At 35.1% G+C, this 14,570-nt stretch carries 14 protein-coding genes; 1 reads left to right on the top strand and 13 read right to left on the bottom strand.

Features of this window, described 5'->3' with window-relative positions; genetic code table 11:
• Positions 1 to 549: 549 nt before the first annotated feature.
• The 12 genes from RU96_RS06185 to RU96_RS06240 all read right to left on the bottom strand — a co-directional run bounded on the left by RU96_RS06185 (position 550) and on the right by RU96_RS06240 (position 13,012).
• Positions 550 to 732: a hypothetical protein gene (locus RU96_RS06185; RefSeq protein ID WP_071864671.1), complete on the bottom strand. Its 183-nt coding sequence runs from the start codon at positions 730 to 732 to the stop codon at positions 550 to 552.
• Positions 733 to 825: 93 nt separating this feature from the next.
• Positions 826 to 1,479, bottom strand: a complete 654-nt coding sequence (locus tag RU96_RS06190; RefSeq protein ID WP_071864672.1) for an HAD family hydrolase — start codon at positions 1,477 to 1,479, stop codon at positions 826 to 828.
• Between the two features lie 12 nt (positions 1,480 to 1,491).
• Complete coding sequence (locus RU96_RS06195) at positions 1,492 to 4,221, bottom strand: sigma 54-interacting transcriptional regulator (RefSeq protein WP_071864673.1); 2,730 nt, start codon at positions 4,219 to 4,221, stop codon at positions 1,492 to 1,494.
• Between the two features lie 107 nt (positions 4,222 to 4,328).
• A complete protein-coding gene (locus tag RU96_RS06200) occupies positions 4,329 to 5,306 on the bottom strand; it encodes an SIS domain-containing protein (protein ID WP_071864674.1) in 978 nt (325 codons plus the stop codon).
• A 54-nt stretch (positions 5,307 to 5,360) separates the two neighbouring features.
• The gene (locus RU96_RS06205; RefSeq protein ID WP_071864675.1) at positions 5,361 to 6,173 is read right to left on the bottom strand and encodes a PTS system mannose/fructose/sorbose family transporter subunit IID; all 813 of its coding nucleotides are present in this window, start codon (positions 6,171 to 6,173) and stop codon (positions 5,361 to 5,363) included.
• A 15-nt stretch (positions 6,174 to 6,188) separates the two neighbouring features.
• Positions 6,189 to 6,971, bottom strand: coding sequence for a PTS mannose/fructose/sorbose/N-acetylgalactosamine transporter subunit IIC (locus RU96_RS06210; RefSeq protein WP_071864676.1), 783 nt, complete (start codon positions 6,969 to 6,971; stop codon positions 6,189 to 6,191).
• Between the two features lie 18 nt (positions 6,972 to 6,989).
• On the bottom strand, positions 6,990 to 7,460 hold the full coding sequence (locus RU96_RS06215; RefSeq protein ID WP_071864677.1) for a PTS sugar transporter subunit IIB: 471 nt from the start codon (positions 7,458 to 7,460) through the stop codon (positions 6,990 to 6,992).
• Entirely contained in the window at positions 7,457 to 7,873 is a 417-nt protein-coding gene (locus RU96_RS06220; protein WP_071864678.1) for a PTS sugar transporter subunit IIA, read from the bottom strand. The genes RU96_RS06215 and RU96_RS06220 overlap by 4 nt, the downstream gene beginning before the upstream one ends.
• A gap of 250 nt (positions 7,874 to 8,123) precedes the next feature.
• Positions 8,124 to 10,589 (bottom strand): glucosaminidase domain-containing protein, encoded by a 2,466-nt coding sequence (locus tag RU96_RS06225; protein ID WP_071864679.1) that lies wholly within the window; start codon positions 10,587 to 10,589, stop codon positions 8,124 to 8,126.
• 244 nt (positions 10,590 to 10,833) lie between these two features.
• A complete protein-coding gene (locus tag RU96_RS06230) occupies positions 10,834 to 11,349 on the bottom strand; it encodes a GNAT family N-acetyltransferase (RefSeq protein WP_071864680.1) in 516 nt (171 codons plus the stop codon).
• A gap of 14 nt (positions 11,350 to 11,363) precedes the next feature.
• Positions 11,364 to 11,873, bottom strand: a complete 510-nt coding sequence (lepB, locus tag RU96_RS06235) for a signal peptidase I (protein ID WP_071864681.1) — start codon at positions 11,871 to 11,873, stop codon at positions 11,364 to 11,366.
• Positions 11,874 to 12,079: 206 nt separating this feature from the next.
• Positions 12,080 to 13,012, bottom strand: a complete 933-nt coding sequence (locus RU96_RS06240) for a dihydroorotate oxidase (protein WP_071864682.1) — start codon at positions 13,010 to 13,012, stop codon at positions 12,080 to 12,082.
• A gap of 189 nt (positions 13,013 to 13,201) precedes the next feature.
• On the opposite strand from RU96_RS06240, the gene RU96_RS06245 reads away from it, so the two are divergent.
• On the top strand, positions 13,202 to 13,537 hold the full coding sequence (locus RU96_RS06245; protein ID WP_071864683.1) for a metal-sulfur cluster assembly factor: 336 nt from the start codon (positions 13,202 to 13,204) through the stop codon (positions 13,535 to 13,537).
• A gap of 69 nt (positions 13,538 to 13,606) precedes the next feature.
• On the opposite strand, the gene RU96_RS06250 is transcribed toward RU96_RS06245, so the two are convergent.
• Positions 13,607 to 14,515 carry a YitT family protein gene (locus RU96_RS06250; RefSeq protein ID WP_379924002.1) on the bottom strand — a complete coding sequence of 303 codons (909 nt, stop codon included), beginning with the start codon at positions 14,513 to 14,515 and terminating at the stop codon, positions 13,607 to 13,609.
• Positions 14,516 to 14,570: the final 55 nt, after the last annotated feature.

The raw sequence follows: 14,570 nt of genomic DNA on the forward strand, positions 1-14,570 counted from the left end.
TTCAGTTTTCAAAGGTCTACATCAGCTGTTAAAAGAATGTGTTTAGAAATCAACTTACTGTCGTTTCTCATTTATTTAACCGCTTGATCGTTGCTTTTTAAATGTTTCAGCAACTCTTATATCTTATCAGCTGACATTTTGTTTGTCAACTGTTTTTTTCAAAAAGCTTTGAAAACTTTTTGAAATGATATTTCATAAAAGTGCTACTCATTAAGCAACTTCGTTAGTTTAGCAATCATTGTTACAATTGTCAACAACTTTTTTCAAAAATATTTCAAGTTGTTTTCAACTGTGTGACTGATTCGTCAACGTTGATTAATTTACCACTTCTCCGGCTTTGGGTCAATGATTTTATTTGCTCAATACATCGAAAAAAAATCAAACTGAAAATCATTTTTTTGTTTCATTCGCTTTTTTTGCGCTTTCATACTTATAAAATCCAGTTATCCGAGACTTAATAGTCTCAAAACATTCATTTTGTTCTTTATTTAGCTATTATAATTCGTTAATTTTTTTCACAAAAAAAGGAGACTCTCATCTCCTTAAGACTTATTTATCTCGTGTTAAAAAGCGTATACGTTTGTCTTCATCGCGATAAATAATTGTTTCTTCATTCAAATACGAAAAAGTCAATTGCTCTAATTCCGGTTCACTGATCATTTTTTCGTATCCGGTAAAAATATCATGAATATATTTTTTATAAGCATGCTTTTTCTTCAATCTTTTTTTCATGAGGCACCTTCCTTTTTCAAATCATTGTCATCTTACCAAATGTAGAGTTGATTGGACAAGTGATTTTCGCAAATTGCAATTATCTTATGAAGGTTATGTGTTCCTCGTAATTTTATACTTACTACAATTTTCCACCACTTTAATCACATCAGACAGATTATCTATAATTAAATCTGCCTCATTTTGGTTAATTGGAAAATCTTGTTTTAATGCTATCGTATATAGTTGGGCAGCTTTGGCCGAAGCTATTCCTACTGGTGAATCTTCCACCGCAATATACTTATCACACTGTAAAGCTTCTTTTGAAAGCAGGTAAATTTCAGGATGTGGTTTACTTTTTGTCAAACTTTCACCTGAAATGATAAAATCAAAAAAAGATTCTAAATTATTTTGATTTAACATCGCTTTGATTTCGTTTTCTGGAGAAGAGGAGGCTAACGCTATTTTTATTTGATTGTACTTTAAGTAAGCTAAAACTTCCTTTACATCACATCTTAGAGCTTTCACAAAATCAAGCGGATGTGCTTTGCGATACTTTTGATATTCTTTTTTTAAAATTGCCCGATTTTCTACGTCTGGAACTAATACTTGCCAAATCCCATCTTCTGTTAATCCAACAAAGTCAAGTTTATCTTTTGAGCCCGGAGTTAGTTTTTTTTCCTTAAAAAAATTCATTCGGCGTTCAAAATAAAAACTTTCTGAATCGATTAAAACCCCATCCATGTCAAAAATTACACCTAAAGTCATTGTAACCTCTCCTTAACCATTAATAATTTCGTGAATTAGACGCAATTCTAAATCAGAAATCTTAATGGTATATTCGTTTTCAACGTTTCGAAAAGCGCGATGGATCAGTTCCATCTCAGAACCCGCCTGTTCCATATAAGGTATTAAGTCTGTTTGTTCATCTACGCTTTCTTTCCTTAAAATTCGTTCAATCATACAGCAGCAATGTAAATAAAGTAAGAATAATTTGCTGTTTGACAATGTAATTCCTAAATTTTCTTCTGCTAAAGAAACAGCACTTTGCACTAGTCGCAAAAGCTTAGTCGCATCTAAAATGGTTAAATTCTCTATAATTTTATTAATTGAAAAACTAAACATCAACTGTTCTTTCAACGCTTTATCACTAATATCAAAATAGTCTTTTAAAATTGAGACAAATTTTTCGATGTCTGTGCCATTAATTAAGTGGTCCAACCCAATATAAGGAATTTGTTGAATTTTCGGATTTTCTGTTCCTACAATCATTACGACTTCATACATTTGAAAAGGATCTTCGTAAAGTTTATTTTTTTCTAGTTTATGATAGTCATATGGAATAATCGCCAATTCCTCACAATAATCTTCCAAACAATGTTCTAAAATTTCTTGAATTTGGATAGCTGATCCCATTCCGGTATAACAACAGGTTAAAATAGCTTGCTTTTTTTCTTGTTTTGGTAAAATTAATTGCTTTTGAACTTTATTTTCAATTTCAATTTTTTGACTAATTTCAGAAATTGATAACTGACTTTGAAGCAAATGACCAATTTCCAAGACTAACGGTGTCGAAACATAATCGATAATTAGTAAAGGACCTCTTAGCTTATTTTGTAATCGTTCTCCCAGTTGATTTAAAGAACCCATATCCACTAACAAAATTAAGCCCGCATCGGTCCGATAATCGTTAATAAAACGAATAACTTGTTCTTCTACTTTATCTAATGTGATATTTATTGGCATATCATAAGCATGAAAAATATTTTGTTTTAACATCCTGTTACCAACATTTGCCATGCTGCTAGCAGTGGAATAGCCATGAGCTAAGATAATGCTTTTAATTTCCTTTTCTCGTGGTGTTATTTGCAAACCGTGAAAGTAAAAAGAAACAAATATTAAGTCTTCATCTTTAAAATCCTGATCCAATTGTCTTGAGATATGCCCTAAAACTTTTTTAGCATACCAATATGAGGTATCCATTGAACTAGAAATAAGGTGTAAAAGTTTATCTTTAATGGTTTGCCACTGGTGATTTTCAGCGATAGCATCTGTATTATTTTTCCGATAGAGGTATTGAGCCAATGCAATAACACGGTTTCCATCTTGATCAAAGCCATAATTTTCATGCATCCAATCAAAAGTTTCACGAATTTGGTAGGTCAAAACTGAATAAAAAGATTCTTCACTTGCATAATTATCTTTAAAAATAAATTCATCCATTAAGTTATTCACACGATTTACCATTGTTTCAATAAAATCTTTAATAGTTAAATCTTGTGTTTCTACTTTTTGATAAAGTTGACGCATCTGCTCAAATAACTGTCGAATTTGCTTAGCTTCAAAAGATTCTAAAAAGACTTGATTGGTCGTATGCGGTAAATATTGTCGATCCGGCAAAGCTTTAATCGTCTTTTTTAGTTGTCCCTTTAAACGCAATGCATTTTCAGAGGGTAAATCTTTTAAACGGACACGAATAGCCTTATTGTTTTGATTTTTGGCAAATGCACTGCCGCAAACGTATTTGACAATATTCTTAATTTTCCCAACATTACCTTCTAAATCGCTATTTAACAAAAAATCGATAAGCTGATAACTGACATCCACTCTTTTAGATAAAATATTGGCTTCATTAATAAAAAAAGTATCAATTAATTGCATTCTTTCAGACTGTGGGCGTTGTTCATAGTTAGGTAATGAGACAATAACTGGCAAACGACGTATAAAGGTCGGTAAAAAAGTCTGATACACGTTTTCAGTCGTAGCAAAAATTAAACGGACATTGGCTTTTCGTTTGATAGCATTATCCCCCATTGGCGAAAATTCACCAGTATCCATAAAAGTAAACAACTTTTCTTGTCCTTCATCTGATAAGCGATGGACTTCATCTAAAAATAAAATACCGTTATTAGCTTTTTCAATCAGACCAACGTGTTCCTTTTCTGCCCCAGTAAACGCACCTTTAACGTGGCCGAATAAGGCCGAAGACAACAGTTCTGGATTATTAAAGTACTGTGCACAGTTATATGCAATAAAAGGAGCGTCTTTTAAAATGACTTTTTCTGAAATAGCATATTCGTGAATTTTTTCAGCTAGAAAAGTTTTTCCCGAACCACTACTACCGGATAAAAGAATAGGTAATCCATTATCAGGATATAAAATAGCTGTTTTTACTTGGTCGATAGCTTCTTTTAAACTCCCCCTAGCTCCAATCACTGTTTCTAAAACATTTTGTTTTTCTAATTCAAATAATTCTTCCCAACTTTCATATTCTGATCCTTTCACTACAATTCCAACTTCAGCGAGGACTGCAATGTGTAAAAAAGAAACTGGATAGCCTTTAACTTTTACAAGTATCCCTTCTTTTAAACCTTGGTTTAAATAAGAACTAGTTGTACTGCGGTTTAAGCCAATATTTTCACTAATAACAGAAGCTGAAAAGTCAGCTTTATCATGGTTTGGATAATCCCGAGTTATTTTTTTGATATATTCTTCTACTTTTTGATTCATGATAAACACCGCCTAAGTTCTTTTCTTAAAATAATTGTAAGAGATTTCACAATAGCTTTCAAGCTAATGAAAGAAAAGCCGAGGCAAATGCCCCAGCTTATGAAAGTTTAATACTCTAGTTTCCACATATAACGACGTTTAGTTAACGGATGTTGTCGTGCTTTTGCAAGCTCTTCGGCATAGACACGAAAAACTGCGGTAATAACAAATGGATTAAAGTAATCCAAAACTTCCTTATCAATTTCAGCAGACAATCCCCAGTCTAACGCATCCACAACTTCTGTTTTCGCATCAAAACGATCTAAGAAAGTTAAGGCGCGTGCATCGATTGCGCGTGTACGTCCATCGTTCATCAATAAGATGAATGGAACGTTCTTATCTGTAATTTCAAAAGGACCGTGGAAAAATTCTCCAGCATGAAATGTCCCTGAATTAATCCACTGCATTTCCATTAATAGACAGATTGAGCTAGAATATGCTACTTCATGTGTGGCACCTGAACTCATCACATAGATAACTTTTTCATCTTTAAAACGTTCAGCAAATTGCTTCGCTTGAAGACGCGCATTTTCAGCACTTACTTGTGATAAATCATAAATCTTACTAAAACCAGCCATCATTTTATCATAGTCTGCATAACCTTCGATTTGGTTTAATAACTCGACTGCCAGTTGCAAACAAAAACCTGTTTTTTCAAGTTTTGCAGCATAATTTTCAGAAAAGCGATGATAAATGACGTAATCTGCATCTTTTGTTAGCGGTGAGTCAACGCTACGTGTTAAACTAATAACTGTGGCACCTTTTTCTTTGGCTACTGCGTTAGCTTGGACAGTTTCAGGAGTGGTACCTCCTAATGAAGCTGAAATAACAACAGTATGCTCGTCGACAGAACGAGGTGTCGCATAATTGAATTCATTGGCGGTAAAATGACTTACACGTAATTGATTGGCATTTTGATCTAAAAAGTATTTGGCTGGGTACAAATCAGCTTTTGAAGCACCACACCCTACAAATACAATTGATTTCACTTCTTTATTGCTGACAATCTCTTTTACAATCTCTTTTGGACTTAACTTTGAATTCATGTTTGAATTCCTCCTCATAGCTTTATTATTTTTAACCTGAATCAGGTTTGTCCCTTAACTAAAAATTCCGCAGACACTTAGTAAGATCCCACCCACAATACAAATGGCTAACATCACCCCAGTACGGACTTTCTTTTGCAATAACCAATACATAAGAAACGTTAACCCTAATGGAATCAATTGTGGCATAATATTATCTAAAACATCTTGTAAGACAAAAGCTTTCCCAAATTTCAAAGGGGTAGTAATGCCAATCATACTGGCAATCATCGCACCAATTACCATTAAACCGACAATCGTACAAACATACATAACTTTATCCATCAAACCTTCTTGATAAAGTTTGGCAAGATATTTATTACCAGTGTTATATCCAATTTTCCCGCCATAATAAGTCACCAAAAACGATGGCACAAACGAGATAATCATTGCCAAAATTGGCCCTAAAATACTACCTTGTTGCGCTAAATTAATCCCAAAACCAAAAGCCAACACCCGCACTGTTCCTTGGAAAAAGGAGTCCCCGATGCCAGATAACGGTCCCATTAAAGAAGTCTTCAATGCACCAATTGCTTCAGGGTTGAAGTTTTCTTGGTCTTCAGCATATTGCTCTTCCATTGAAGCGGCTAATCCTAGTACAAATGCGCTGGTTTGCGGCGTACAATTGTAATAAGCCATGTGTCGTTCGTATGCTTCCATTTTTTTGTGAGCATCTTCTGGTTTAGCGTAAATTTTGTCAATAATTGGTGCAATCCCATACATAAAACCCATATTCATTTGACGTTCATAATTCCACGAAGCTTGAATTGCCCATGAGCGCCAGAAGAACTGCCAATACTTCCAACTATTTGGATCTTTTTTCGTCATTTTTTAAACTCCTTTCTACAAGTCATCTAAAGGGTCAGGTTCTTGGGACGACATTGTTCCTTTATTGCCGCCACCAAAGTTCACTTGAGCCATTACAAAAGCGACAATACAAGCAAATGCTGCCACCCCTGTTATACTTAATCCCGAATAAGCTGTGATTAGAAATCCTAACAATAGAAACGGAATCATTTTTTTAGTTAACATAGTCTGCAATAATAAAGCAAAACCATAAGCCGGTAATATTTTACTAGCCAGCGTCAATCCATTTGTTAACCAAGCCGGAATGCTATCGACAATACTTTTAACTAAATCAGTTCCAAAGTAAATTGCTAAGAAAATCGGGATAAAATACATTAGCGAATACAAAACAGAACCATAGACGATATGTATTCGTCTAGCACTGCTAAATTTTCCTTCAGAAATTAAAGTATCCGCTCGGTGTGTCAAATTAGATAGTACCGTTCGCATTAAAATACCTAACATTTGGCCTAAAACAGAGATCGGAATAGCAATCGTTAATGCTGTTTCGGCATTTGATCCAGATAAAATAGCAAAAGCTGTCGCAATAATAGAAGCCATATTCATATCTGGTGGTGCTGCAGCACCAATATTTACTAGACCTAAAGACATCAACTCCAACGATGCCCCAACCATTAATCCTTTTTCTAAATCTCCCAATACTAAACCAACCAGCGTACTGACAATCAAAGGCCGTTCAAAGTTCAGTCTACCTAACAGTCTGGAGTCCAGAATACAAAATATTCCGATTAAACCCAGGGCAATCGATTGAAACAACATAATGCAAACCCCTTTCTTTTAAATCATTGTATTTAAATCTTCTTTTTTAGAAGTTGGAACTTGCTGCATAAATTGGGCAATTCCCATTTCCTTCAATGCTTTGGCATCTTCAATTTCATTTTCTGTTAAAAAAATCGCGTTACTAAATTGTTTAGCTCCTTCTTTTTTTATGATGCCTCCATAATTAATGGCATTAATTTTGGGATAGCCTGTGCAAAATTTACGTACATCTTTAGTATTTCCGAAAATCATCATGATATTCTCGTTCAATGTTTCAACTTTTGCCATTTTGCTAAGGGTGTTGTCAACAGTAAAAATATTTAATTTTATACCTTGTGGTTTGGACAACTCTAGTGACATTTTCTTAAATTCATCATTTGCGGCTTCATCATTGACAACAATAATCCGGTTTATTTGTAATGATTTACTCCAAGAAAATACAACTTGTCCATGTAATAATCGATGATCAATGCGTACCAGTTTAATCATAGATCATCCCCTCCTTTTCCAGTTGTTTGTAATAGACGACTGCAATCAATTAAAGAATTTTGACTTTCTGTAATAATCGTTTGTAAATCACTTGCATTAATTTCACCCACTTGCGTTGCAATCGAAACCACCAGTGGAAGATTCATTCCGGTGATCAGATGTATTTCAGGGTTTTCTTTTAAAAGTGTTAGCATTTCGTTGTTTACGCTACCGCCTAAAATATCGGTTAGAATAAACAAATTTTTTGTCCCCATTTTTTTGATGAAACGTTGCATCTGTTTTTCAATTGGCTCATCTTCATCACGATAAGCCGATAGTGCGTAAATATTATCTGTTGGTCCTAAAATCATTTCAGCAGTTTGTTTTAAGCCTTGGGATAATTCGCCGTGACTTGCTAGAATGATAGTATTCATATTTTCTTCCCTCCTTACTGACACTTTATTAGAAGCAAGATGCGTGCCAATTTCTGGCGATGTGAAAAAAAGCGGCTAATACGCATTTCTCCCAACACTTCCAACACAATTTACTTTTACTTAAATAGTGTTGAGCTATCTTCTGCAAAGTGTTGAGATACGAAGATGTTGGATCTTTTTAGAATAAATTTCTCTAATTTTGCTAAAAAAAGACAGCCATCAAAAATTGATGACTGTCTTTTTTATCTAATTATCTTGGTGCAATATATGTTACGTTACTTGAACGCGCGATACTATTTGGAATGATACGATAAGAAATAGTTGTTGGGCTGATAACATTTCCTTCAGAAACTAAAATCCCATCAGGACCTACTGCTTCAACAAAAGCAACGTGTCCATACGTTGTACTAGAGCCAGCTATACCAGGATGAAAACTTACAGCATAACCAACCTTTGGCGTACTCGTGGTTTTATAACCCAGTTTTGCTCCTTTTTGGCCCCATTCTCCGCCATTTCCCATAAAGTTATCAACGCGACCACCGAGTTGTGTAATCCGATTATAAACATACCACGTGCACTGACCGACTGGATAAGAACCAGAAGTATTGTAGTTTTTACCATCATAATCTGGAAAAATCATTTTGTTACGGTAATACGTAGGAATATTTTGGCGCGATTGGATAACTACACCCGTTTGAGTGCCTTCTGGTGTTTTAGGCTCATCAAATTGCGTCAAATGATATGCAGCAATAATTGAATTTAGCTTGTTACTATATTGCGTATCGGTTGCGTATTTTCCCATCAAATGATCGGTAGCTTGTAAATAATTACCCGCTTCAGAACGCCAAGCTGCTTTATAAAAGCTGTCATTACCAGCAATGCCACCACGAATTAGTTCAACATAATCTTTTAAAGACTCTTTATAGCTCGGATAACTTCTAAAATTCGCTGTAATTTGATACAATTCACCATTACCATTATCTTCCATTGTCTTCATCGCCACCGATGAACCAGCGTGAGAGCCCTTAATGCCGAATAAATTATAATAAGGAGCTCGTGATAAGCCGCTTGCGCCAGATCCGCTTTCTAAAATAGCTTGCGCAATCATTACAGAGGCAAAAACATCATATTTTAAACCTAACTCTCTGGCATCATCTGCAATGGATTCAATGAAACGTTGCGTAATTGGGTTAACTTTGAAATCAATCGTAGCAGCATAACTATCTAATGTTTCTTGGCCTTTTTCAGTTAAGTTTAAATCTGTTGGCATACTTATAACGACGTTTGGATTTTCTGACACTCCATATTTTTCACTTAAAGAAGAGGTTGTCTTTTCATCTGCTTTATCAGCATCATCGTTAATTTTCACCACACCAGCATCGTTTACTTCATAGCCTTGAAGTGTAAAGATTTGAACGCCGGGTAGCTCTGTTTGTTTGTTTTCATTATTTTTTTCTTTATCAGCATCTTCTTTTGCTTCTTCTGTTAATTGGCGTTGCTCTTTTAAAGCCTCATGATTTTCATCTGTCGCTAGCATGTATTTCCCTTGGCCCAGATATAGCGCAACCTTATTTATTTTTTTATCGTTTTGCCAAAAAAGTAAATCGCCTGGTTGGGCTTTTTCTAGAGTTGTCTGCTGACTTGCTTTTATCATTTCATCGTATGTTTTGCCTAACGTGATTCCAAAAATTTCATGATATAAGTAGTTTGGTAAGCTTAAGTTATTAAAAGCTTCCGGTGCTTTACCGTTTTTTTCAAAAGGTTTATTCAACGTCTTTAACGCCGCTGCAATCAAAGCTGCCTGTTTTTTATCTTTAAAGCTACTCAATAATGGAAGCTCAAACCCATTTAAATTAGAATCAGTCAAGCTGTCTACGACTAAGTCTTTATCTAATGATGTTGCATTTTCTTTTTGACTAGGTCCTTGATTTGCAGGTTTTGGTGTCTTAGCTTGAGTGCTATCTGTTTTGGGCTTGTCATTATTAGTTGAAGCGCTTGGTTTATTGGGCTTATTTGTAGTAGATTGATTAGGCTTTGGTTTTGGCGTTGGCACAGGATCTGGTTTTGGCTGTGGCTTAGGTTTTGGATCTGGTTTTGGTGTGACTACTTTTTCTAGCCCATCAATTGCTTTTTGTAAGTCAATTTGAACAGCCGCCACTTGCTCATTTGTTGCATCTTCATTTTTTGAAATCTGTGTTGCCAGATCAATTTGTGTTTTTAAGCTCTTAAAAGAAGCTGGTGTGTAGTCACTTTCTTTAAAACTTGCAGCTTTAGTTAGTAAAGCTTGTAAATTAGTTTTATCAGCTTTAAGCTCTAAAGCGTTTCTTACGATTTCTATCTCATTAGTACATTCATCAACTGTTTGTTGATCAGATTCAGTAGCAACAACTAACTCACTGCCCCATTGATAAAGCTGATTTATTTTTGCTGCTGGATAAGTTGATGGTCGGTACTGTTGCGCATTAGCCATCACTTCTTTTAACAGAGTAAGTTGTTGTTCCAATTTTGTCTTATCTACAATAACCGGTGTTGGTGGAGTAACTTGTTCTTCACTTTCACTCGTTGTTGTTTCTGTTGTATTTTCTAAAACTGCCTCACTAGAACCACTAGTAGCAACTACATTTGCATAAGCAGGCGCGCTTTGGGAAAACAAAACCAACAGCACACTAAATGCCGAAAGCGCTCGTCGCAAGCGCAAACTATTTCTTTTTTTCATAGAGCAACCCCCTTTTATTACCTCGTTATTATTTTAGCACACATTCTCATGGAATTCTAAGCAAGAAGGGGATTTTTATTAAAATAACAATTGTAAAGATAACAGAAATAAAAAAAAGAATCCTACTGCCCCAAGGGAAACAGGCAGATTCAGATTCATCCGGCGTTGGTTCAGCCATTTTTAATAAATAAATTTTATTATTTTGACGCCAGTTTTCAGCAAAAAAAAGTATAAATAACTAAAATTAAGCTAAAACTAACTGATAAGCATTGCGCACCCCCGCTGGAATCGGAAAATGGACTTGACCACAGTAAAAAAATCCCAAAGCTTCAATCGTCTTAATCATCGGCTTATTATCAGGATATGTATCGATTCTAATATCTTTGTAGCCTTGCTCCTGCGCTACTTTGATTAGTGCAGTTAAAAATTGACGCGCGATACCTTGTTTGGTGAAATCTCTACTGACAGCGACACGATGAATGGCAATATAGCCCATTTCATCCTCATAAGACCAAGCACCCGTTATTTCACTATAGACAGGATCAACGCCTCTTATAAGACTAGCTACGGCAACTATTTTTCCTTTCAAAATGGCAATAAAACAAAATTGATTGGCAATATCTTCTGCCATTTGCGCTTCACTAGGGCCATAACCATTTTGCCACTGTGGCAGTCCTTGACGCTTTAAAAAGGCACGTCCATCTTCAATTACTTCCATAATTTCAGGAAGATTTTTTTGTGTGGCTAATTGTATTTGCATTTTATACTCCTCATTTAAAATAGTCGAAACGAACTAATCGGATAAAAACGTAAACGAAATGTCCCAATAATCTCGTCGCGATGAATCGAACCAAAATTACGACTATCGGTTGAGTGATCCCGGTTATCTCCTAAAACAAAATATTCACCCGGGGGAATTTGATAAATAAAATTATCCATTTCCCAAATCATATCCTCGGTTTTAAAATTTTCTTTTGTCGCTTTATTGTTAATATATAGATTATTATTCTTGTATTCAATCTTTTCACCTGGCAAGCCTACGACGCGTTTAATAAATTTTTCCTCTTCACTGAACTGATCCGGATTGTTTAACACTACGATACTAAAGCGTTGCAATTTCCCAATTTTCAAAGCAAAGCCTCGATCACTGTCATAAAGCGTTGGTGCCATGGAAGACCCGTCAACGATTACTGGTGAGAAAATGAATATTCGAATGATTATTAATATGGCAATAAAACCGCCGAAAATCCCGATATCCCGCAACGATATCTTCATTTTTTTCATAAACACCATCCTTTGACAGGTTCGATTTATCCAAAAAAGTTAAAATAAAATTAAAATATCATTAACTAACATAGTGGGATAAATGATAACATGTATCTCTTCATAATAAATATATAATATCCCCACTACCATTTCAATGAATATCCTTATATCGATAAATAAAAGAGATTGCACCGTAAAAGTACAATCTCTTTTATTAAAATATTTTAAACGATAGCTTTTAATTTGCCACGAAATTCAGCAATTGTTTTATAGCCTTTTTCTTCCATGATAGCCATTAGTTCTTTTTGTAAACGATCAAAAATGGCCGGCCCTTCTTTTTGCAATTGCGTTCCAACTTGTAGCATAGTTGCCCCACAAAGTAAATGTTCATACGCATCTTGTCCAGTTAAAATGCCACCAGTGCCAATAATTTTAATTTCAGGTTTAAGACGTGTATAAAAAGCACGAACATTTGCTAAAGCAGTTGGCTTTACGTATTCACCGCCAATTCCCCCAAACCCTTCTTTAGGTTTAATGACAACTTGATCACTATCTGTGTCAATGTATAAGCCATTGCCAATACTATTTATTGCATTCACATAACTTAAAGGATATTTATTTAATATTGCTGCCATTTGATCAAAATGAGCCATATCAAAGTACGGTGGTAATTTGACCCCTAATGGTTTAGTAAAAAAGTCAAATACTTGTGCTAATGTTTCATATGTCAATTCAAAATCATAGGCAACTTGGGGTTTACCAGGAACATTGGGGCAAGATAAATTTAATTCTGTTACCCCTTTAAAGTCACTGGCTTCGATTTTTTTAAGCATGGCAATATTTTCCGCTACACTCATACCCGCCACTGAGAAAAATACGGGGCGACTTGTCTTTTCTTGTTGTTTTAACGCATACTCCAAGTAATAATCAAAGCCTAGATTTGGCAATCCCATTGAATTAATACTGCCAAGAGGAACATCAAAATAGCGTGGTTCCGGATTACCTTCACGTTTTGCTGGCGTGGCACTTTTCATAATATATGCACCAGCGTTTGAAGCAGCTAATTCATCAAGCTCGTTAGTCGTCATACAATGAACACCAGATGCATTCATAAACGGGTTGGAAAAATCAAAATCTAAGAAATTAGTGGTTAACACAAAATCGCCTCATTTCAATTTGGTTGGACTTAGCATAGCTACTTTTTAGCTGAATTTCAATAGTAAGTTTCAAAATGTCTCCAAATCCAATTCCTTCGTTCGTCTTTACTTAATTTTAGAAAACAGATGATTTACAAATTCGAAAAAACAAGTTATTATTTGAAAAGAATTCTAAAAGGGGTTGCTGTTATGAACGAAACGCGGACGACACAAGAAATTGAAGAAATTAAAGAACGCATTTTAACTGCTTTAGAAACTGTGATTGACCCTGAATTAGGTATTGATATTGTCAATCTTGGTTTAGTATATGATATTGAATTTGAAGGCGAGACTGGTGAAACTGTCATTAAAATGACATTGACAACGATGGGATGTCCTTTAGCAGATATTTTAACTGATCAAATTCATCAAGCATTAGCTGAAGTACCAGAAGTTACCAAAACCGAAGTTAAATTGGTTTGGTATCCAGCATGGACGACTGATAAGATGAGTCGTTATGCCCGAATTGCATTAGGGATTCGTTAAGATCATTTGTCAAAAAGAGGTATGTGTGACATGTAATGTTGTCACACATACCTCTTTTTGCTAATTCATTTATTTATGTCCTTTTTTCTTCGTCATTTTAATTTCTGGAAAAACACCGGTTGCTTTAAAGGTACGCTGATCATCTTCACTAGCAAAACGACCAATAATCGATTGAGTTGGAACAAAATCAACAAACGCGTTTTCATCGACCTCTAAAATAGCTTGTTCTAAATCATAGACTTCATACCGGGTAACAACCATCATAATCATTTTACCTTCCACACCAGAATAGCCCCCCATCGAAGGTAATAGTGTCATGCCGCGAAAAACATGTTCAGAAATATTTTGGCCCACTAGATCAGGTTTGGTAGTAATAATAAAGGCAGTGACTTTTTGATGACTGGTATGAATTGCATCCACCACATGGCTCATCGCATAAATCGAAATAATGGTATATAACGCACTTTCCCAACTAAAGATAAAGCCGGCAATCAAAACGATAATGCCATTTAGTAGCAACATAAAGTTTCCGACTGTTTTCCCGGTAGTGTTGGATAAAATTAACGAGACAATATCTAAACCGCCAGTCGTAAAACCAAATTTTAAAGATAAGCCACCACCAACACCTAATAGCACACCACCTACAATAGCATTCATTAAGATATTATTTGTGACTTCACCTTGCGGAACGATAATGGTAAACAACGAAACGCTAATAACATTCATAAAACTCCAAAAAGTTGCCGCTTTACCTAACTTTAAAAAACCAACAATAAAAATTGGAACGTTTAATAGGAAAATAAAAATCCCAGTATCAAAAGTAATACCGAAATAGTGGTGTCCTAAAGAAACCACTATTTGGGCTACCCCATTCATACCTGCCGCTAAAACCTGAGCGGGAATTAAAAAGAAGTTCAGTGCCACAGCTGCAATTACGCCTGATAGCAAGACAACTCCAATTTTTTTCATCATTTCCATTTGTAGATGTTGCTGCCAAACTTTTGTCACAACCCTCAAACTCCTTTTACAATAA

This window comes from Enterococcus canintestini, from assembly GCF_001885735.1.
Lineage (GTDB): Bacteria > Bacillota > Bacilli > Lactobacillales > Enterococcaceae > Enterococcus_C > Enterococcus_C canintestini.

Excerpts from the sequence above, each read along its gene's own strand:
- RU96_RS06185 (WP_071864671.1), bottom strand. The coding sequence starts at position 732 with ATGAAAAAAAGATTGAAGAAAAAGCATGCTTATAAAAAATATATTCAT.
- RU96_RS06220 (WP_071864678.1), bottom strand. The coding sequence starts at position 7,873 with ATGAATACTATCATTCTAGCAAGTCACGGCGAATTATCCCAAGGCTTA.
- RU96_RS06225 (WP_071864679.1), bottom strand. The coding sequence starts at position 10,589 with ATGAAAAAAAGAAATAGTTTGCGCTTGCGACGAGCGCTTTCGGCATTT.
- RU96_RS06190 (WP_071864672.1), bottom strand. The coding sequence starts at position 1,479 with ATGACTTTAGGTGTAATTTTTGACATGGATGGGGTTTTAATCGATTCA.
- lepB (WP_071864681.1), bottom strand. The coding sequence starts at position 11,873 with ATGAAAAAAATGAAGATATCGTTGCGGGATATCGGGATTTTCGGCGGT.
- RU96_RS06245 (WP_071864683.1), top strand. The coding sequence starts at position 13,202 with ATGAACGAAACGCGGACGACACAAGAAATTGAAGAAATTAAAGAACGC.
- RU96_RS06215 (WP_071864677.1), bottom strand. The coding sequence starts at position 7,460 with ATGATTAAACTGGTACGCATTGATCATCGATTATTACATGGACAAGTT.
- RU96_RS06195 (WP_071864673.1), bottom strand. The coding sequence starts at position 4,221 with ATGAATCAAAAAGTAGAAGAATATATCAAAAAAATAACTCGGGATTAT.
- RU96_RS06250 (WP_379924002.1), bottom strand. The coding sequence starts at position 14,515 with ATGGAAATGATGAAAAAAATTGGAGTTGTCTTGCTATCAGGCGTAATT.
- RU96_RS06200 (WP_071864674.1), bottom strand. The coding sequence starts at position 5,306 with ATGAATTCAAAGTTAAGTCCAAAAGAGATTGTAAAAGAGATTGTCAGC.
- RU96_RS06205 (WP_071864675.1), bottom strand. The coding sequence starts at position 6,173 with ATGACGAAAAAAGATCCAAATAGTTGGAAGTATTGGCAGTTCTTCTGG.
- RU96_RS06210 (WP_071864676.1), bottom strand. The coding sequence starts at position 6,971 with ATGTTGTTTCAATCGATTGCCCTGGGTTTAATCGGAATATTTTGTATT.
- RU96_RS06230 (WP_071864680.1), bottom strand. The coding sequence starts at position 11,349 with ATGCAAATACAATTAGCCACACAAAAAAATCTTCCTGAAATTATGGAA.